The organism is Litoreibacter sp. (genome assembly GCF_058136045.1).
The window spans coordinates 309,285-326,436 of the sequence record NZ_JBYVDD010000006.1; the positions used below are offsets into that span (position 1 = coordinate 309,285).

At 55.2% G+C, this 17,152-nt stretch carries 15 protein-coding genes and 1 riboswitch; of the genes, 5 read left to right on the forward strand and 10 right to left on the reverse strand.

Going from position 1 to position 17,152, the window contains the following annotated elements; translation table 11 throughout:
* Positions 1-14: 14 nt before the first annotated feature.
* The 3 genes from AC3Y7R_RS09950 to AC3Y7R_RS09960 all read right to left on the reverse strand — a co-directional run bounded on the left by AC3Y7R_RS09950 (position 15) and on the right by AC3Y7R_RS09960 (position 2,743).
* The gene (locus AC3Y7R_RS09950) at positions 15-1,322 is read right to left on the reverse strand and encodes a flagellar hook protein FlgE (protein WP_490041879.1); all 1,308 of its coding nucleotides are present in this window, start codon (positions 1,320-1,322) and stop codon (positions 15-17) included.
* A gap of 82 nt (positions 1,323-1,404) precedes the next feature.
* Positions 1,405-2,235, reverse strand: a complete 831-nt coding sequence (locus tag AC3Y7R_RS09955; RefSeq protein ID WP_490041880.1) for a flagellar motor protein MotB — start codon at positions 2,233-2,235, stop codon at positions 1,405-1,407.
* Between the two features lie 85 nt (positions 2,236-2,320).
* Positions 2,321-2,743, reverse strand: a complete 423-nt coding sequence (locus tag AC3Y7R_RS09960) for an Lrp/AsnC family transcriptional regulator (protein WP_490041881.1) — start codon at positions 2,741-2,743, stop codon at positions 2,321-2,323.
* Positions 2,744-2,873: 130 nt separating this feature from the next.
* On the opposite strand from AC3Y7R_RS09960, the gene rocF reads away from it, so the two are divergent.
* The 4 genes from rocF to AC3Y7R_RS09980 all read left to right on the forward strand — a co-directional run bounded on the left by rocF (position 2,874) and on the right by AC3Y7R_RS09980 (position 6,494).
* Positions 2,874-3,803 carry an arginase gene (gene rocF, locus AC3Y7R_RS09965; protein ID WP_490041882.1) on the forward strand — a complete coding sequence of 310 codons (930 nt, stop codon included), beginning with the start codon at positions 2,874-2,876 and terminating at the stop codon, positions 3,801-3,803.
* On the forward strand, positions 3,803-4,738 hold the full coding sequence (gene ctlX, locus AC3Y7R_RS09970; protein ID WP_490041883.1) for a citrulline utilization hydrolase CtlX: 936 nt from the start codon (positions 3,803-3,805) through the stop codon (positions 4,736-4,738). The genes rocF and ctlX overlap by 1 nt, the downstream gene beginning before the upstream one ends.
* A 2-nt stretch (positions 4,739-4,740) precedes the next feature.
* Complete coding sequence (gene ocd, locus AC3Y7R_RS09975) at positions 4,741-5,787, forward strand: ornithine cyclodeaminase (protein ID WP_490041884.1); 1,047 nt, start codon at positions 4,741-4,743, stop codon at positions 5,785-5,787.
* A 44-nt stretch (positions 5,788-5,831) separates the two neighbouring features.
* A riboswitch (FMN riboswitch) is annotated at positions 5,832-5,980 on the forward strand.
* 79 nt (positions 5,981-6,059) lie between these two features.
* Complete coding sequence (locus tag AC3Y7R_RS09980; protein WP_490041885.1) at positions 6,060-6,494, forward strand: 6,7-dimethyl-8-ribityllumazine synthase; 435 nt, start codon at positions 6,060-6,062, stop codon at positions 6,492-6,494.
* Here the strand turns inward: AC3Y7R_RS09980 and AC3Y7R_RS09985 are convergent.
* Positions 6,491-7,255, reverse strand: coding sequence for an SDR family oxidoreductase (locus AC3Y7R_RS09985; protein WP_490041886.1), 765 nt, complete (start codon positions 7,253-7,255; stop codon positions 6,491-6,493). The two genes, AC3Y7R_RS09980 and AC3Y7R_RS09985, sit on opposite strands and share 4 nt — an antisense overlap.
* A 60-nt stretch (positions 7,256-7,315) precedes the next feature.
* Here AC3Y7R_RS09985 and kce point away from each other — a divergent pair, with 60 nt between their 5' ends.
* Entirely contained in the window at positions 7,316-8,239 is a 924-nt protein-coding gene (kce, locus tag AC3Y7R_RS09990; protein WP_490041887.1) for a 3,5-dioxohexanoate:acetyl-CoA acetone transferase, read from the forward strand.
* 12 nt (positions 8,240-8,251) lie between these two features.
* Here the strand turns inward: kce and AC3Y7R_RS09995 are convergent, their stop codons facing one another.
* The 6 genes from AC3Y7R_RS09995 to AC3Y7R_RS10020 all read right to left on the reverse strand — a co-directional run bounded on the left by AC3Y7R_RS09995 (position 8,252) and on the right by AC3Y7R_RS10020 (position 17,097).
* Positions 8,252-9,454: an NAD(P)/FAD-dependent oxidoreductase gene (locus AC3Y7R_RS09995; protein WP_490041888.1), complete on the reverse strand. Its 1,203-nt coding sequence runs from the start codon at positions 9,452-9,454 to the stop codon at positions 8,252-8,254.
* Positions 9,451-11,160: a hydantoinase B/oxoprolinase family protein gene (locus tag AC3Y7R_RS10000; RefSeq protein ID WP_490041889.1), complete on the reverse strand. Its 1,710-nt coding sequence runs from the start codon at positions 11,158-11,160 to the stop codon at positions 9,451-9,453. Before AC3Y7R_RS10000 ends, AC3Y7R_RS09995 begins: the two co-directional genes overlap by 4 nt.
* Positions 11,161-11,166: 6 nt before the next feature.
* Positions 11,167-13,245 carry a hydantoinase/oxoprolinase family protein gene (locus AC3Y7R_RS10005; protein ID WP_490041890.1) on the reverse strand — a complete coding sequence of 693 codons (2,079 nt, stop codon included), beginning with the start codon at positions 13,243-13,245 and terminating at the stop codon, positions 11,167-11,169.
* Positions 13,246-13,326: 81 nt separating this feature from the next.
* A complete protein-coding gene (locus AC3Y7R_RS10010; protein WP_490041891.1) occupies positions 13,327-14,304 on the reverse strand; it encodes a LysR family transcriptional regulator in 978 nt (325 codons plus the stop codon).
* Positions 14,268-14,657: a Cu(I)-responsive transcriptional regulator gene (gene cueR, locus AC3Y7R_RS10015; protein WP_490041892.1), complete on the reverse strand. Its 390-nt coding sequence runs from the start codon at positions 14,655-14,657 to the stop codon at positions 14,268-14,270. Before cueR ends, AC3Y7R_RS10010 begins: the two co-directional genes overlap by 37 nt.
* A 4-nt stretch (positions 14,658-14,661) precedes the next feature.
* Positions 14,662-17,097, reverse strand: coding sequence for a heavy metal translocating P-type ATPase (locus AC3Y7R_RS10020; RefSeq protein WP_490041893.1), 2,436 nt, complete (start codon positions 17,095-17,097; stop codon positions 14,662-14,664).
* Positions 17,098-17,152 lie beyond the last annotated feature (55 nt).

Sequence of the window (17,152 nt, forward strand, 5' to 3'; positions counted from 1 at the left end):
ACCTCACCTTGGATTTATCGTTTGATATTGGTTGTTTCTTGCAGCATTTCATCCACGGTCTGGATAACTTTTGCATTGGATGAATAGGCTCTTTGCGTTTGGATAAGTGCTGTTAATTCGCCTGCGACATCTGTAGTGGATTCTTCCAGAGCATACCCAACAATATCCCCGGTTGGACCATCACCGGCATCCCATAAAAAGAATGAACCACTTTCGTTTGACGGGGCGTAAGTCTGGTTATCCAACGCAGTGAGACCATTTGGATTTGGTAAATCCACAAGAGGTATTTGGTAAATTGTTCGTGTGATCCCAATGTCAAATGTCGCTTGGACGAAGCCATTTGCGTCAACATCGACCGAAGTCATATTCCCGACAGGAGAGCCATCCTTGGTAATCTGAGTTGGTGCGAAACTGTCAGACAGTTGGGTAAGCACAGAGCCAGATCCCAACTCGCCAACTGTAATTTCAAGCGGGCCACCGTCAATATCAATAGAGAAGCTTCCTGTTACCGGATCATAGTCAGCACCAACTGCCGACGTTCTGGTCACAGATTCGAGAGTGCCGCCAGCGCCTCGGGTATCGTCAAAAACTAAGGTATACTCACCAACAACATCCCCGTTGCTAGCTGAATCTCGCAACTCCATCGTCCACTCATTTGAAGCACCAGATGCTGGGACTGTTGGAGTGTATGTCACCAATAGGTTTTGCGAAGTGCCGAGGTTGTCAAAATATTCCACAGACAACTCCACCGGGTCTCCGCTCGCGCCAGCCTCTGTTTCCGTGGCAGGAAGGTTTACCCCAAGCGACATCCGGGTCGTCGGTTCACCGGCAAACTGGTTTACATTGATTCTGATTGGCTCCAGCCCATCGGCAGTATCTCTAGGGTAGGTTGGGACAGTCCCGTCGGCATCTGCAGGCCACCCCATGAGCACCATGCCCGAATCTGTGGACAAATAGCCTTGTGAATCGGTTCTAAAGGATCCAGTCGTCGCCAGTCGAAACGGTAGGTCGGAGGTGCCAAGGTTAACTGCAGTCTGTGTCGTTACCGGAAGAAAACCACGGTCTCGAACTGCCAAGTCCGTAGAGTTCGTGGTTGTTAGCAACGAGCCAGATTGATCGATAAGACGCTGCGATGTTACCCGCACCCCGCCCGCAGAATAGTTACCACGGCCATTCGATATAACCATTGAATGGAATTCCGTCGTAGCGCGCTTGTAGCCATTTGTGCCCGAGTTGGCGATATTATCCGCAATCGTAGATAGGCGACTGGCATTTGCCGCCAAACCAGCCACGCCAGCATTAAGGGATGAGGAAATCGTCATGATGCGCCTTTCTGATGCATTTCGCTTAACTGCCACTATGCGGGCTGGTGCCTTAACAGCGCGCTAACAGATAAAATTGATCCTAGTTTGGTTGCCGCAGCCGCTCAGATCGTAGCAAAGTGATCTCAAGCCGGTTATTGCGCACTGCCATTGGATCGTGGAGTAATGGCTTGCTCTGCCCATATCCCGTCAGCCGTTGAAACCGATCGGGAACCGTTCCCTGGCGCTCCATGAGTTCGCGGATCATGTGAGATCGGGACGTAGTCACATTCCACGCCGGATTATCTATTAGAACGGATGGGTAAGCCAAAGAATGACTGGATATAGAAATCCGATTCTGTACAACTGAAAATACATCGACCAAAACCTCTGAAATTTCGTGCATGATTACAGTCGGTGCACCAGTTTCAACGTCAAATAATGGCGCTCCTTCAAGGTCAAAAATTTCAACGACCAACCCTTCATCAGTGACTTCGGTTATAATGTGTTCCAAAGCCATTTCTTTTATCAGGCTGTCGCCGCCTTTTCCCAAAATTCCACTCGCCAAATCTTCCAACTGAGCCTGATCTGCCATAGCCAAGGCCCCATCGGGGCTATCCTTTGATAACGCCGCATCAGGCAATCCACCTTGCCCAGATTGAGGCAGTCGCGACTTAACAATCAGGCTGTCGCCCCCAAATGCACCATCCCCACCACCCGAGACCCGCGCCACGGCAATGGTCGGAGTGAAGTAGTCAGCCAGCCCCTTGCGCTGTTTTTCGGTGGTCGCGTTCAACAGCCACATAAGCATGAAGAAAGCCATCATCGCGGTCACAAAGTCAGCGTATGCAACCTTCCATGCCCCGCCGTGGTGGCCGGCGGCAATTATTTTCTTGCGCTTGATAATGATTGGCCGAACAACTTCGTCGCTCATGATAATCCTCGCATGTTCCTACGGTCGGTATAAAACGACAGGCTGAACTACGAGTTAACGATTAAAATTGTCGGAACTTATTGACTTAGCCGCGGGCACGGTCGAGCAACAATGAAGTCTCGCTTCCTGTCACAGCTGAGATTTCGCGCACTTGGCGCAGGACGCGGTCAAAATCAGGCAAGCTGCTGACTTCAATTCGGGCAACAAGATCCCAAACCCCGTTTGTCGTGTGCAAATCAACAACCTCAGGCATATGTTGCAACTGCCTGATCACGGCTGCGGTTTGCGGCCCTTTCACTTCGATCATCATCACTGCATGAACAAGATCATCCAAACCAACATGTCCAAGTTCTACCGTAAAACGCCGTATCGTGCCTTCCCGCTGCATCCTGTCCATACGCGTTTGAACAGTCACCCGCGATAGCCCCAATTGCCCCGCAAGCGTTGTCACAGATGCCCGGCCGTCCCGCTTTAGAGCTGCAATCAATCGCCTTCCAATATCATCCACCCAGACGCCCTATCATAATGAGAATTAAACTTATCATTATGATAGCAAATACTGGCTAAATTTCCATAATGATTATCACTTTTATCACTCCGTCTCTTTATCCTTTTAGGTGAATAGCTTGGAGACTTTGATGAAACAAAGAACATGCATACTTGTCGGCGCGCCCGTTCAGTCAGGGGCCAGCCAACCCGGTTGCGTCATGGGTCCGGACGCGTTTCGAACCGCACATTTAGCCGAAACCCTTCGCGATCTTGGTCACAGTATTTTAGACAATGGCAATGTTACGCCTGACACAGTTGTCGACCAGCGTCACAACAATTCGGCGGTACATGACCTAACACAAACGGTGGCTTGGGCCGCAGCATTGGAACGTGCAGCTTTCGATGCCGCACAAACCGCAGACATGCCTATTTTCCTAGGTGGGGACCATAGCTTATCTATCGGAACCGTACCGGGCATCGCGCGTCATTGGCAGCAGCAAGACAGGCCACTTTTTGTCCTATGGCTCGATGCTCACCCAGATTTTCACACTTTAGATACCACCAAAAGCGGCAACCTTCACGGCACCCCTGTTGCGTATTTTTGCAATCTCCCCGGCTTTGAGGCATATCCCAAACTCACTGCCCCCGTGGACCCTGCTAATGTCTGTATGCTCGGCATCCGCTCGGTGGACCCCGCGGAAAACGCAGCCCTTCTCACGAAAAACATTGATGTCAGCGACATGCGCGCAATTGATGAGCATGGAATTGCCCCCCCCCTACGGGCCTTCCTTGAGCGGGTTCGGGCCGCCAATGGCGCTTTGCATGTATCGCTTGATGTAGATTTTCTTGAGCCAGCGATTGCTCCTGCTGTTGGAACCACAGTCCCCGGAGGGGCCACATTTCGCGAGGCCCATTTGGTGATGGAGATGCTGTGTGACAGTAAGCTTGTCACTTCGCTGGACATGGTCGAGTTGAACCCGTTCCTTGACGAGCGTGGCCGCACTGCCAGCCTAATGGTTGACCTTTGTGCCAGCCTAATGGGACGCAAGGTTCTGGACCGCCCAACAGGGCGATTTTGATGCACTCACCTCAAGCACCCAGCGCCGTAGTCATGATACGGCCTCACCACTTTTGCTCCAATCCGCAAACCCAAGGGGACAATGGCTTTCAAACTAGTAGCACCCGCGACGCGGGTGATGTGTCTTGCCTTGCGCTCGCTGAATTTGACGCGATGGTTGTCAAGCTTCGCAACGCGGGCGTGAGCGTGCACGTCTTTGACGATGCAGGTACTGAAACGCCGGATTCAGTGTTTCCCAACAACTGGTTTTCGTCTCATCCCGGTGGCCACATAGCAATCTATCCGATGTATGCCCCCAACCGCAGGGCAGAGCGCCGTTGGGACATCATCGAAGCTTTGAAAGCCGAATACCGCGTCCAAACTGTCGTCGATTTTTCAGGCTTGGAGCAAGACGGTGTATTCCTTGAAGGTACAGGGGCCATGGTCCTCGATCACATCGCGAGGGTGGCCTACACGGTCGAGTCCAACCGTGCGGACCCGGTCATTCTCGAGCGCTTCTGTAGCCATTTCAATTACGAGCCCATGGCTTTCGCCGCCACGGACGCGGCTGGGGTCAGCGTGTACCACACCAACGTGCTGATGACCGTAGGAACCAGTTTCACAATGATTTGTAGCGATATGATCACCGATTCAAGTCGTCGGGCCGAGGTCCTGGACCGCTTGGCGGAAAACGGGCGGGATATCATCGACTTAACGCTGTCTCAAATCAAGCAATTTGCCGGGAACGCCTTAGAACTTTCCGGCGAAGCCGGGGCGATACTCGCCCTATCTCAAACAGCATATGACGCACTGACGGGGGATCAAATTTCACGGATAGAGCCTCACGCGACCCTGCTCCCGCTTGCTGTCCCAACCATTGAAACCGCTGGCGGGTCTGTCCGCTGCATGTTGGCCGGAGTGCATCTCTCGCGCAGGCCCGAATTGAAAGTATCTTAACCATGAGCAACCCCTCTCAACTCGCCCTTGTCCCTTTCGTATCGGTCGACAACATGATGAAACTGGTAAATGCTATCGGTCCCGCCAACATGATCGCTGAAATTTCCGCCTATATTGAAACAGACTTCAAACGGTGGGAGCAGTTTGACAAAACCCCGCGTGTGGCCGCTCACTCTAAGGAGGGCGTTATTGAACTGATGCCGACCTCTGACGGTGAAAGCTACGGGTTCAAATATGTGAACGGACACCCTGCCAACATGGCGCGTGGCTTCCAAACTGTGACGGCCTTCGGCGTGCTGGCACGGGTCGACAATGGCTATCCAGTGTTGTTGACAGAAATGACCATTTTGACCGCACTTCGCACCGCCGCAACCTCGGCATTAGTGGCGAAATACTTAGCCCCAAAGGGTGCAAAAACCATGGCGATGATCGGCAATGGTGCCCAGTGTGAATTTCAAGCTCTGGCTTTTCAAACGATCGTAGGTATCGACACCGTGCGCCTGTATGACATTGATCCAGTCGCAACTGAAAAAGCCGCGAGGAACCTCGCGGCGACAGGCTTGAGCGTTGTGAAGTGCACCTCTCCCGAGGACGCGGTGGCTGGGGCGCAAATTATCACAACCTGCACCGCTGACAAGCAATGCGCCACGATCCTGACTGACAACATGATTGGCAGTGGCGTGCACATCAACGCTATTGGTGGTGATTGCCCCGGTAAGACAGAATTGCACCGAGACATCCTCTTGCGGTCCGATATCTTTGTGGAATACCCGCCGCAAACTCGTGTTGAAGGCGAAATTCAACAGTTGGACGACGACTATCCGGTGACAGAGTTGTGGCAGGTGATGACGGGACAAGCAGAAGGTCGCCGCGACCCACAACAAATCACGCTGTTTGACAGCGTTGGCTTCGCCACCGAGGATTTCTCTGCCTTGCGCTATGTCCGTGATCAACTGGCCACCCATGACACATATGTTGAGCTGGATATGCTTGCGGACCCTGACGATCCACGCGATCTGTTTGGCATGGTCGCGCGTGCCGCCAAATAAGCCGCTTTTGATCTTGCACGCCCGCCTCTGGGTCGCCATCTTAGGGATGTTCTCAGGGCGGGGCGAGATTCCCCACCGGCGGTAAGCGACTTAGGTCGCAAGCCCGCGAGCGCCTCTTCTTTCGAGGGGAGGGTCAGCAGATCAGGTGTAACTCCTGAGCCGACGGTCATAGTCCGGATGAAAGAGAACGAGCATTTGGCCCCCATTAATACGGGGGCTGTTTGCCCGTGATCGCCTTGGGTGACGTGTCGTTGCTATAAGGAGAAAACACTATGACACCCACCCGATACGCGTTCGTCAAAGCCAACTGGCACTCGGATATTGTTGACCGAGCCTTGGAAGGTTTCTGCGAATTGATTCCATCAGCGCAAGTGGATGTCTTCGACGTCCCCGGTGCATTCGAGATGCCGTTGGTCGCCCGCGACCTAGCAGCATCTGGCCAATACGGAGCTGTGGCTTGCGCAGCCCTGGTCGTTGATGGCGGCATTTATCGCCATGATTTTGTAGCCCAAGCCGTCGTGGACGGGTTGATGCGCGCAGGCTTGGACACTGGCGTGCCGGTGCTGTCAGTGTCGTTGACGCCGCACCACTTCCAAGAGACCGAGCATCACATGGCCATCTACGGAGACCACTTCGTCAGCAAAGGCCGCGAGGCCGCACAGGCCGCGTTGATGATCGGCAAAACCCGCGCCGCGCTCGCGGCTTAAGCCAACTTCTGCGTGTCCCCGCAGATTGAGATTGCCTGACCAGAGATTGTCCTGCCCCGCGCAGATGCAAGGTACAGGCACTGATCGGCAATCTGCTGCGGGGTCACGTATTCCTTGATGGATACATGAGAAAAAGCCGCCGCCTCGGTGTCTTCAAAGGCTTGGCCAAGGCGTTGTGATTTGGCCTCCAGCACCCTACGCTGGCGATCACCGGCAACTAGTCCCGGCAAAATTGCGTTGGCCCGCACCCCATGCGGCCCCAACTCTAGCGCCAAAGATTTGGTGAACCCGATCACACCCCATTTGGCCGCTGCATACGGGCTACGCATCGCAAATCCCACACGGCCCGCAAGGGATGACAGGTTGAGGATCGACCCGTTGCTACTCTCTTTTAACGCGGCGACCGCCGCGCGGGTAGTATTGAACTGAGATGTCAGGCACACCGCCAAAGTGTCATCCCAACCATCGGGCGCGATGTCTTCCACGCCACCCGTCGGGCCTGCAATGCCTGCGTTGTTCACAAGGCAATCGAGACCTCCCATAGTTGCAATTGCCTCAGCCATGAACGCACTGACCGCGTCACGATTAGACACATCCACTTGTGCGCAAGACAGACCTTCAATGCCCGCCAAAGCCGCCGCGTCTATGTCGCAGATCGTCACCACCGCACCCTCTGATTTAAACGCCTCAGCAATTGCACGTCCAATGCCACTAGCCCCTGCGGTGACAATTACGCGGTGTCCTTGCAGCCCAAGATCCATTCTCTCACCCCTTTTCATGCTCTCATACTTACGACAGTATCAGTGAAAAGGAGCGCTGCAATGTCCAACCCAGTTATCATCACGGCCGCCATCACCGGGGCAATCCACACGCCAACGATGTCTCAGGCACTGCCAATCACACCGCAACAAATTGTGGATGCAGCGGTTGAGGCCGCCGAGGCTGGCGCGGCCATCGTCCACCTGCATGCGCGCAACTCAGATACTGGCGCACCGGATCAAAGCGTTGAGGCTTTTGAGCCAATACTCGGCGCAATCAAAGCCCGTTCCGACGTGGTCATCAATATCACAACCGGCGGCGCACCAACCATGACTGTGGCCGAGCGGGTAAAACCTGCACAACATTGGCAGCCAGAGTTGGCCTCTCTCAACATGGGGTCGATGAACTTCGGACTGTTCGAGATGTTGGGGCGGTTCCCTGAGTTCAAACACCAGTGGGAGGTCGACTATCTTGGCAACCATGACATTATTTTCCGCAACACATTTGAAGACATCAGCTTTGTTCTAGAAACATTGCACGATGCTGGCACACGGTTTGAGTTCGAATGCTACGATACCGCGCATCTCTATAACCTCGCCCACTTCCGCGATGCAGGCACCGTCAAAGGCCCGCTGCTGATCCAAACAGTGTTCGGCCTGTTGGGCGGTATCGGGGCGCATCCCGACGACGTGGCACATATGAAACGCACAGCAGACCGCCTGTTCGGGGATGATTATGTTTGGTCTGTGCTGGGGGCTGGGCGACACCAAATGCCACTGGCGGCCATGTCGGCGGCGCAGGGTGGTAATGTTCGGGTCGGTTTAGAGGATTCCCTGTGGCTGGAGAAAGGTGTCATGGCCCCATCAAGTGCTGCGCAAGTCTTACGTGTGCGCGAGATTATCGAAGGGCTGGGGCGGCGTATCGCGACGCCAGATGAGGCAAGGGCGCGGCTGGCGCTAAAGGGCGGCGCCAAAACTGCCTTTTAGCGCGTTCTTGCCCTAAATCACTGCCTTTTCATGAAGAGGTACGCTGCCCTCAATCCGCTCATATCCGAGTGCTGTCAGGTCTAACGTGCGGTACTCACCATAACAAATCAGCTCCGCCACACCGCGCCCGATTGCTGGGCTTTGTTGAAGCCCATGGCCCGAAAACCCATTGACGAAAAGGAAGTTTTTAAGGCTCGAATGAGGTCCGACAATCGCGTTTTGATCGAATACATTATAAGCGTAATGCCCGACCCAAGAGTTGATCAGCTTAATAGCCTCAAACGCCGGAACCCGTGTTGCCAGAGCGGGCCATATCTTGTTTTCCCAAATCGCGTGGTCTTGCGAAAAATCATCAAATGCCACCGCTGGATCATCATCCGCCCTACCACCTGCAAGGTAATATTTCCCGTCACTGCGCATATGCACACCGGACGGGTCAATCGTCAGCGGCAGCACGCTTTCAAGTGGTTTCTCGGCCGCAAAAATATAGGTATAACGCTTGCGTGGCTCCACCGGGATGTTCAGCCCAGCCATACGCGCCACATGGGCGGCCCGCGGTCCTGCGCAGTTGACCAATGTGCCACATGATATCACCTCGCCAGACGATAGAGTAATGCTTTCAATACGCGCCCCAGTCGCATTCGCGGTAATGGCGACGACCTCATTGTGAAGAAATTCAACCCCGCGCGCGCGGGCCTTGCGCCGCCACCAATCGAATATGGTGCCGCCATCGAAATAGCCCTCATCAATGCGATTATGATTGCCTCCGATGATGCCGTCGAGATTGTAAAACGGGTAATCCTGCGCGATCTCCTCGGCGGTCATGAATTTGGTGCCAGCGCCTAAACGCTGTTGAGTCTTTTGTGCCTCGCGCAACGTATCCGCGAACTCAGCGGTGTCGGCCAAATACAGATAGCCGTCACTTTGCAAGACAATTTCGGGGGCTTCATCATCTTGCATGAAGCCTTTGAAGCCGTGAATGAACTCAGCGCCAAACTGCGAAATCTTGACGTTCACCTCTGCCGAGAATTGCTGCCGGATGCAGCTATTCGTGTGCGAGGTCGAGGCAAACTCATAGGTAGGGTCGCGCTCGACCACCAAGATCGAGCCATCGAAATCCGGGTTGCGCGACAACCACCATGCCACCGACGCCCCGTACATAGCGCCGCCCACGATCACCACATCGTAGCGGGTCCTCGCGGGAGCCTGCGTCAAAGTGCTTCCCCCTTGGTCACGGCATTTTGAACATCCTCAATCTCATGGTCTGATAGGCCGTAATCCTGCTTGGCGACCTCAGCCGAGATATAGCCGCGCGCCAGATCGCGTCGCACCAATTCGGGGTCGCGATCAGACACGGATCCGTAGCCAGCACCCCCCGGAAAGGCGAGCATCACACGACGGCCATGTGGCACAAATTGCTTGCCCTTGCCCGCCATCGCAGCCCCATCATCTTGCGCAATCGTGGTTGGCGCGCCAGCACCACCGCCCCGACGCCCAAGCGCGGGGTGATCAACGCGGTCAAACATCGCCTGAAAATCAAATTCGTGACCCTCTGTTGCGCCAACTTCCATGTATTGCCCCAAACCGCCGCGATGCTTGCCAGCACCACCAGAGTCAGGGCGCAGCTCTTTGCGCCAGATGATCACTGGACCCGCGTGCTCCGTCGCCTCAACTGGCATGGTCATAACGCCGGATGGGAAAGCCGTAGCGTTCAAGCCATCGTGCAACGGTCGCGCGCCAGAGCCGCCAGAGTTAAAGGTCAACACCTCCGCGCGGCGGGCGCCCTTTGGCGCAGGGGCGTCACTGCGGGGGCGCGTTGAGATTTGGAAGTTGCACAAACAACCCGCGCCCTCTGCCGGAACCACGCCGGGCAATAATTTGTCGAGCGCGTTGTAAACCGCATCCGGCACAAAGTGACCCACGATATGACGCAAAGCCACTGGCGCCGGGTGCACCGCGTTCACAATCGTGTTCTCTGGTGCAGATATTTCAAACGGGGCGAGCGAGGCCGCGTTGTTGGGAATTTCAGGCGCGATGGCGCATTTCAGCGCATAGCAAGCATAGGCTTTGGCGTAGACCAGCGGGCAGTTGATCCCCTTTTTATCCACCGCAGATGTCCCCGCGAAATCTGATAAAATGCGGTCCTTGCCGATGGTTAACTTCACCTTCAACGTAATCGGGTGAGAGAACCCATCGACGGTCATCTCCCCCTCTGCCGTGCCGGGCTTAAGGGCGTTAATCCGCTCCAGCGTCGCGCGGCGGGAATTCTCAAGGATGAACTCCGCGATGCCGGTAAGGTCACCAAGTTGAAATTCCTCCATCATCTCGATCAGGCGACGGTGGCCGATCTCGTTGCAACTGGCCAATGCAAACATGTCACCCACCAATTGGTCCGGCTCACGGACATTGCCGCGCACGATGTGCAGCAAGGTTTGATCGACCACGCCGCGGTCCGCGAATTTCATAATGGGAAGGTAGAGGCCCTCCTCATAAACGCTGGCAGCATCGGCCCCGAAACCACGCCCGCCGATGTCCACAATATGCGCCGTACAGGCAAAGAACCCGACATGTTTGCCATTGTGGAACGAGGGCGTGACCATGGTGATATCATGCAAATGCCCGGTGCCTTCCCATGGGTCATTGGTAACGTACACATCGCCTTGGTGGATATTCTCGCGCCTAATGCGCCGGATGAAATGTACAACTGCATCTGCCATGGCGTTGACATGGCCCGGGGTGCCGGTAACCGCCTGCGCGATCATCTGGCCATCCACATCATATGCGCCCGCAGACAAATCACCCGCCTCACGCACGGAGGTCGAGAATGCTGTGCGCACAAGAGCCTGCGCCTGTTCCTCAACGACCGAGATCAATCGGTTCCACATGACTTGATAGGCGACGTTTGAATATTGCTGTGTCATGGCCTGCTATCCCTTCGCTACAATGTCGATGCAGCCATCAGGTTGGCGCAAAGCGCTGCGGCTGACGGGCACAATGATCGTTGTTTCATCTTCCGTGATAACCGCAGGGCCGTGGGCCAGCTCGCCCACGCCCATATTTGCACGCTCAACCACCGCCGCATCCACATAAGCGGATTTGGCTGGATCAAACAGTTGCCGCCGCACAGAGGTCGCGATGACCGCCCCACCGGACACCGTTGCAACCGCATCTACTTTTTCGGGCGGCGTCGTGGCGTTTACGGCCCAAACGGTAATTTCCACATCAAGGCCCTCAACTGTGCGCCCGAAGAGCCGCGTATAATCCGCCTCAAACAGCTCTTGAAATGTGGCGGCGTCTGGGGTCATGGCCTGCGCGCCTGACAAGGTGATCGGAATTTCCCAGCCCTGCCCAGTATAACGCATATAGACCTTAAACTCAGTGAGGATCTCCGCGTCGCCATCGCATCCACGCACGAAGCCGGTGGCCTCGGATTGCAACTCTGACAGTAGGGATTTGATACGCGCAGGGTCAAAATCCGACAGCTTCATATAGACAGAGCGGTTGGCCTCAAAGCTGAACGGCGCACGCAGGAAGCCAATCGCGGACCCGACGCCCGCACCCGTAGGCACCAAGCACCGTGCGATACCCAGTTTTTCGCACAGACGCCCTGCATGAAGCGGGGCCGCGCCACCAAAAGCAATCATCGTGTAATCACTAAGGTCTTCGCCGTTCTCAACCGCATGAACACGGGCCGCATTGGCCATATTCTCGTCAACCACTTCGGCCAAACCAAAGGCCGCTGTGGCGGCATCCATATCCAAAACATCGCCAAGAACGTTACTCAACGCGGTCTTCGACTGGCCGACATGCAACGCAATTGTGCCACCAGCAAAATTGTCCGGGTCCAGCTTGCCCAGAACCAGATCCGCATCGGTCACAGCGGGCTTTGTGCCACCACGCCCATAACAGGCCGGCCCCGGCTCGGACCCCGCACTTTCAGGGCCAACGCGAATTTGGCGCATCGCATCCACATGCGCAAGAGAACCACCGCCAGCACCAATTTCAACCATGTCAATCACCGGGATCGAGATCGGCATGCCAGAGCCTTTCTTGAAGCGATACGTGCGCGCGACTTCAAAAACCCGAGACGTCTTCGGTGTTTGATCTTTGATCAGGCAAATCTTGGCCGTGGTCCCCCCCATGTCGAATGACAACACCTTGTCCAAGCCATAGCGCGCCGCAATATGAGCCGCAAAAACCGCACCGCCCGCAGGGCCGCTTTCAACCAATCGCACCGGGAATTCAGCCGCACTTTCAAGCGATATAATACCGCCCCCTGAGTGCATCAGGAAGATCGGGCAAGCCGCACCTTCATCTCTTAAGCGCGCTTCAAGACGGCTAAGGTAGGACTTCATCAGCGGCTTAATATAGGCGTTGGCAACCACGGTATTGAACCGCTCATACTCGCGCATCTGGGGCGAAACTTCGCACGATAAAGACACCATGACATCAGGCAGGCGTTCCGCCAACACGTCGCGCACCAGCTTTTCATGGGTGTCGTTCAGGTAGGAATGAATCAACCCTACCGCGACGCTTTCATATCCAGCCTCGGCAATTACGTCGACCACAGCCTCAATCGCAGTGCGCTCACTTGGGATCAGCTCTGCGCCATTTGCCCCAATCCGACCCGGCACCGTGTAGCGCATCTGCCGCGGTAATAGTGGATCTGGCAGGTTAAGGTTCAAGTCATATTGCTCGAACCGAGACTCGGTGCGCATCTCGATCACATCGCGAAACCCTTCAGTCGTGATTAGCGCCGTTTTTGCCCCACGGCGCTCAATCAAAGCGTTAGTAGCTAGGGTCGTGCCATGAATGATTTGAATAATTTCCGCCGAGGTGACACCTGCTTTGGCGCAAACCTGATGCATTCCGGAAATGATAGCATCTTCTGGCGCGGTGTATGTCGTCAGCACTTTGGTAGAATAGGTGGCGTGGCCAACTTCTAATACGACGTCCGTGAAGGTGCCGCCAATATCCACACCCATTCTAATAGCATCTGCGCTCATTTGTTGTACCTTGAGATTTTTTCAAACGGTAACAGGCTTCGCATCATCACCACTAATTATTTAGTTGAATATACGTGATAACTATTTTTGATCCTCAGCGCCTGCAATAGCCCCAAGTTTCGTAGCATCAAAGGATTCCGCGCATTGTTTTGCAATGTCACCAGATTTGACGACGACACCTGCGCATTTATCTGCATGATATCGAGCAAAAAATCGCAGCGGCGTTGGCACCCAATCGACTGGTAGCTCAACCAAAGCGCCGCCGGTCAACTCATCCAATACCATCACCCGAGGTTGCACGGAAATCCCAATGCCATCCACGGCCATATGCAAGCTCGAAGTCAGGCTCCCCGATGGGACAATGCGTGGCTTCAAAGCCCCTTTGCCAGCACAATGCGCAGACAACTCCTGATAGGCTTGGGTATAGCGTGCAGGTGTCAAAACCGGCTGCGATAAAAGGTCATCAAAGCCCGGACAGCGAGGCAACATTCGCGCTACGACAGGCGAGGCGACCCAAATATAGCGGTACTCGCTCAGCTCAATCAGACCTGCAACTTGCGTCGTAAACGGAGCCGTTTGAAAGGTGATATCCAAAACCCCGGAGGCAAGCTTCTGATCAAGGTTGACGGACAAATCAATCGTTAACTCAACGGATAAGCTGGGATAAGCACGCTTCATCTCACGCAAAAATAGTCGCAGCCAAGTGCATGCAACCAGCTCGGTCACGCCAAGACGCAACCGCCCTTCGATCAGGTCTGCGCGGCTTGCAACCTCGATTAGCCCTTCTGCCTCGCGCAGAACACACCGCGCGCGCTCGACGATTTCAGCACCTCTAGCAGTCAACCGAACGGAGGCTGAATCCCGCTGCATCAGGACCATCCCAAGCGTATTCTCCAACCCTGAAATTCGTGCTGAAATGTTGGGTTGCGTCGTGTTCAAATGCTCTGCCGCTTTGCGAAAACTCCCGAGGTCAGCGACCCAAATAAGTGCCTCCAGCTGCTTAAGGTTGAACTTTCCGCCGATCATCGCGGCGTGCCTAGCCCGGTCAAGATCGGGCAATCTGGCCGCCCGTCACCTGCACATTCGCGCACCAGATCACCTAGAGTTTCCCGCATTGACCTCAAATCAGATATCTTTCGATCGATTTCCCTCAGGTGCTCTCCGGCCAAGTGCTTCACATCCGCGCTTGCACGGGATTTGTCTTCCCACAAAGCAAGCAAAGTCCGGCAGTCTTCAATGGTGAACCCCAAGGCCCGCGAGCGACTGAGGAACGTCAGTTTATGCAAATCTGACGCGCCAAAAGAGCGGTATCCATTTGCGTCACGCGCTGGCTTAATCAACCCTATATCTTCGTAATACCGGATTGTTTTCGCAGGTAGCCCCGACTGAGACGCCACTTCACCAATGTTCATGAAATCACCCTTTCATACCACGCAATCGCAACGCATTACTCACCACAAATACACTCGAAAACGCCATCGCTCCGGCGGCAAGCATGGGTGACAACAGCACCCCCCATACCGGATAGAGTACACCTGCTGCGACTGGAACCAAGGCCGTATTATAGGCAAATGCCCAAAATAGATTTTGACGGATATTGGTCATAGTGCGGCGACTAATATCTATTGCCTTCAATACGCCGCCTAAATCACCGGCCATCAAAACAACGTCTGCCGTCTCGATAGCAACATCCGTACCAGTGCCCACCGCGATCCCAACATCTGCCGCCGCCAAGGCAGGCGCATCATTGATACCATCCCCTATAAACGTCAGGCTTCCTTTGGCTTTCAGCTCGGAAACTACGCGCGACTTCCCATCAGGCATCACCCCCGCAACGACGTCATCAATACCAAGCTCGCGCGCGACAGCCTGTGCGGTTTTCTCGGTGTCACCAGTGATCATCACAACTCGAATGTTATCCTGACGAAGCTTCGTGATAACATCTGTAGCGCCTGGTTTTATGGGGTCCGCCACCCCCATGACAGCAACGGCCACGCCATCAGTTGCAACAAACACTGGGGTTTTGGCCTGTTCCGCCATTCTGAAAGCAGGCCCTTCAAGCGCCGATATATCAATGCCTTCCTGCGCCATAAGCCGATCGGCCCCAACTAAAATAGCCTTGCCGTCCAAACTGGCACGAAGCCCCAAACCGGTTATGGATGAAAACTCGGACACATCGGTTATCGGCAGCCCCCGCTGCGAGGCCGCACGCGTTAAGGCCCGCGAAATCGGGTGTTCAGACATGGCCTCAACCGACGCAACTTGCGCCAGTACAGCCGCCTCTTCAAACCCATCAACCATCACCACGTCGGTCAACTCGGGGCGCCCCATTGTTAAAGTTCCGGTCTTGTCAAAAGCCACAACGTCCACTTGAGACAGGGTTTGCAAAGCTGATCCCTTGCGAAACAACACACCCAATTCTGCCGCTCGCCCCGAGCCGACCATGACCGAGGTCGGCGTTGCGAGCCCCATGGCACAAGGGCAGGCCACGATCAGGACCGACACGCCAGCAACCAAAGCATGGCTAAGGGTCGGGCCGAATATAAGCCACACCAACACAGTCGCCGTCGCTGCAATTAGAACTGCTGGAACAAACCAGCGAACGACTTGATCAACCGCCGCCTGAATGGGCAGCTTGGCACCTTGTGCCTGCTCAACCATCCGCACAATTCCCGCCAGAACTGTGTCAGATCCAACGGCTGTTGCGCGGATTTGCAAGGCCCCTGTGCCGTTAACCGTGCCGCCAATCACATTGTCGCCGAGGCCCCGGCTCACTGGAACCGGCTCGCCAGTCACCATGCTTTCGTCCACGAATGACCCACCATCAACAACTTCACCATCGACGGGCAAACGCTCACCCGGGCGCACCAATACGATATCACTCTCACTAATATCTGCGATTGGCACCTTGTGCCATTCTTCACCCCTGCGCACTTGGGCTTGCGATGGTTGCAATCCCAGCAAGGCACGGATCGCGGCCCCGGTTTGGGATTTTGCGCGGGCTTCCAACCATCGGCCAAACAGGATGAGCGTCACAATCACCGCAGCCGCTTCGAAATACACGACGCGGCTGCCTTCGGGCAGCAACCCCGGCGCGAACAATGCCACTGTTGAGAAAAGCCACGCCGCCGAAGCCCCCAGCGCAACCAGCGCATTCATTTCAGGAGCCCCGCGCAGCAGAGCCGGAAACCCTTCGCGCATGAAACGACGCCCGGGCCAAAGCAACACGACTGTAACCAAAACCCACTGGATCAACCAGCTGGTCCGCGCCCCAATCGTTGCCTCAATTAAGGTCGCCACTCCGGGCACGAAGTGGCTTCCCATTTCCAGCAGGAACACGGGCAAAGTTAAGATGGCCGCGATCATCAAGTCATGCCGCAAGCTGGCAACTTCTTGAGCGTTACGATCCACAGAAGTGTCATCCGCCTGCGATAACTCGCTTGGCGTTGTTGGATAGCCTGCCTCGGTCACGATTTCAGCCGCCCGGCGTGCAGTAAGCCCGCCTTTCAACCAAACTGCCGTGGCCACACCTGTCGCTAAATTAACCGATGCCTCGATCATCCCCGGTGCAGCCTGCAATGCGCGTTCTGCCCGGCCAGCACATGAGGCGCAGGACAACCCCCCGACCGTGAATTGAGCCTGCTCGGTCACGGCCGGATATCCTGCCGTATGTAAAGCTTGCTGTAGAGAGTTTGGCGTCGCATCGTCGAGAGTGACTTCAGCGCGCGACATCGCCAAATTCACATGTGCGTTCGTCACGCCAGATATGGCCTGTAACGCGCGTTCAGCCCGCCCCGCGCAAGACGCGCAGGACAGACCCTCAATCTCAAAAGACAGGTCATATGGTGACATGCGCGAAGCCTCTAACTGTATCAGGGACTCGCTATATGGGGCTTCCATCTACTGG

What these genes read in the sequence shown, in the direction of transcription:
- cueR (WP_490041892.1), bottom strand. Translation starts at nt 14,657, where the DNA reads ATGAACATTGGTGAAGTGGCGTCTCAGTCGGGGCTACCTGCGAAAACA.
- AC3Y7R_RS10000 (WP_490041889.1), bottom strand. Translation starts at nt 11,160, where the DNA reads ATGACACAGCAATATTCAAACGTCGCCTATCAAGTCATGTGGAACCGA.
- AC3Y7R_RS10005 (WP_490041890.1), bottom strand. Translation starts at nt 13,245, where the DNA reads ATGAGCGCAGATGCTATTAGAATGGGTGTGGATATTGGCGGCACCTTC.
- ctlX (WP_490041883.1), top strand. Translation starts at nt 3,803, where the DNA reads ATGCACTCACCTCAAGCACCCAGCGCCGTAGTCATGATACGGCCTCAC.
- ocd (WP_490041884.1), top strand. Translation starts at nt 4,741, where the DNA reads ATGAGCAACCCCTCTCAACTCGCCCTTGTCCCTTTCGTATCGGTCGAC.
- AC3Y7R_RS10020 (WP_490041893.1), bottom strand. Translation starts at nt 17,097, where the DNA reads ATGTCACCATATGACCTGTCTTTTGAGATTGAGGGTCTGTCCTGCGCG.
- kce (WP_490041887.1), top strand. Translation starts at nt 7,316, where the DNA reads ATGTCCAACCCAGTTATCATCACGGCCGCCATCACCGGGGCAATCCAC.
- AC3Y7R_RS09950 (WP_490041879.1), bottom strand. Translation starts at nt 1,322, where the DNA reads ATGACGATTTCCTCATCCCTTAATGCTGGCGTGGCTGGTTTGGCGGCA.
- rocF (WP_490041882.1), top strand. Translation starts at nt 2,874, where the DNA reads ATGAAACAAAGAACATGCATACTTGTCGGCGCGCCCGTTCAGTCAGGG.
- AC3Y7R_RS09985 (WP_490041886.1), bottom strand. Translation starts at nt 7,255, where the DNA reads ATGGATCTTGGGCTGCAAGGACACCGCGTAATTGTCACCGCAGGGGCT.
- AC3Y7R_RS09980 (WP_490041885.1), top strand. Translation starts at nt 6,060, where the DNA reads ATGACACCCACCCGATACGCGTTCGTCAAAGCCAACTGGCACTCGGAT.
- AC3Y7R_RS09955 (WP_490041880.1), bottom strand. Translation starts at nt 2,235, where the DNA reads ATGAGCGACGAAGTTGTTCGGCCAATCATTATCAAGCGCAAGAAAATA.